Source organism: Acinetobacter sp. YH18001, assembly GCF_013416975.1.
Lineage (GTDB): Bacteria > Pseudomonadota > Gammaproteobacteria > Pseudomonadales > Moraxellaceae > Acinetobacter > Acinetobacter pseudolwoffii.
This window is the reverse complement of the sequence record NZ_VPEU01000114.1, coordinates 1-1973: the sequence shown is the minus strand read 5'-3', so window position 1 is coordinate 1973 and position 1973 is coordinate 1. Positions and strand designations below refer to the sequence as shown.

The following is a 1973-nucleotide window of genomic DNA, read 5'->3' as shown; positions in this document are numbered from 1 at the left end:
AAAAATACAGGGAGGTCATGCGTAATTTTTTATGAGATTCAGTCTCTAAAAAATCTGTTTTTTAACAGCAATTTATCTCTATATTAATTAAACTTGGTTTGCCTTGAAATAATAAATATTTCATTATAAAAATCTTTATCCTGATCAGAGACAGATGTAATCCTACGTATTTGTAGAACTTGCATTAAATTCAGGAAATTTAATATTCTCACTACAATTTTTTTGACTTGAAATTTTAAAATAATTTTATTTTTGTCTATATCAGATATAGTATTCTTATAATATTTTTTAATCACTTTAATTTGGGTATTATAACCACGGACCATTTTTTCTTTTTTTACATTTTCTACTTCTCTATAAAAATACAAGGGTTCTTGCATAACCAGATAATTAAAATCATTTTTTATCGCTGCCAAGAGCCATAATTCATAATCTTCAGCTAAGCAGTTATCGATTTGATAAAGATTTCTTTGACACCATGCCTTACGTGCAAGAAGTGAAGGATGTAATAAATTGGTCAGACCTTGTAAAATTTCTTTTGGCTGCATCTGGTGATTAGAAAAGATTCTTTTTCCTAAAATTTCATTTTTATTGCCAATGGAATATAAGCTGGTTACCACTAAGTCAATTTCTGGATTTTCATTCAAAACTTTAACCTGTTTTTCCAGCCGGTCTACTGCCATTAAATCATCAGCATCCATACGTGCGATAAGGTCATATTTTGCTTCATTAATAATCTGATTTAAGCGGTAAGGCAATCTTCTATTGTACCCATCAGAAATGATACGGATTCGAGGATCGACAAATGACTGGGCTATCTCTAAAGACCGGTCTGTTGATCCATCATCTACCAATATTAACTCCCAGTTTTTAAAAGTTTGAGCCAGTACTGACTTAATCGCATCTTCCAAGTATTTTTCTGCATTAAAAAATGGAATTCCTATAGAAATATACATATTTATTCTTCCTTATTATTATTTGAAAATAGTAAAAAAGCCGCCAATAAAAACCAGAAAATAAGCGTTCTTGCACTATAAGTGGTAAACCCATATAACATTGGCCCTAATAATATTATTTTGTTTGAAAGTGAAAGTTTCTTGAATATTTGATATAAAAATATTAAAAATAAGGATATGCCTACAATTCCATAATAAAACAAGATTCCTAACCAAGTTGAATGAATTTCATTGCCTGTGGGGTTATATAACCAGTGAGCACCTTGCCCAGCCCCAAAAATCAAATATTGAGGATAATCAAAAAAACTAAAAAGACCGCGTCCTTCTACTTGGCTATCTCTTTGATCTAATCCTTCTACAAATCGTAATACAACATTATCAAAAACCCCCATGTTATATAAAAAGTAGCTTAAAACACCAAAAAAAACCAAGGTCCCAAAGAATACAAATATTCTTTTATTGAGTTCTCCTTTTTGGCTAAATATAAATCCTAGCGTTAACATTAAAAAGCCAACAGAAGCAGATCTTGACATGGTCAATAAAATCAGAAATAAGGCTAACAAATAAACGACTATTTTTTTAAAGTTGCTTCCAGAAATATATAAATAAATTGCACAGGTACTGAGCACCCAAAATGCCATTTGATTAGGATCATTAAAAAGACCATTGTATCGTGGGTCAAAATCATAACGACCTAAGTTACTTGCCCAGATAATAATTTCAATGACATAGGAGAAAGGAATAAGAAATAATAGTTTTTCATGGAAAAAATTAATCTGAACCTGATTCAGGTTCATCATTAATAAAAAGAATAATAAATTAAAGATCCAGTAAACAGTCGACATCATATAACTGGAATCTAAAACGATTAAATACCAGGCAAAATTCACACAAATTGCATATGCGACAAACAATAAAATTGTATTAGAGTATTCAATATTTATTGAAGAACTTTTATTAAATAATAATAAAATAGCCCCCATAATAAAAATGTGACTAAACTGCGGAACCCCACTT

Annotated in this window: 2 protein-coding genes; both read right to left on the bottom strand. The window is 30.1% G+C overall.

Annotation, left to right across the window (positions count from 1 at the left end; genetic code table 11):
- Window positions 1–83: 83 nt before the first annotated feature.
- Window positions 84–956, bottom strand: a complete 873-nt coding sequence (locus tag FTV48_RS14595; RefSeq protein WP_180000762.1) for a glycosyltransferase family 2 protein — start codon at window positions 954–956, stop codon at window positions 84–86.
- A 2-nt stretch (window positions 957–958) separates the two neighbouring features.
- A partial coding sequence (locus tag FTV48_RS14590) for a hypothetical protein (RefSeq protein ID WP_180000761.1) occupies window positions 959–1973 on the bottom strand: 1015 nt, incomplete at its 5' end.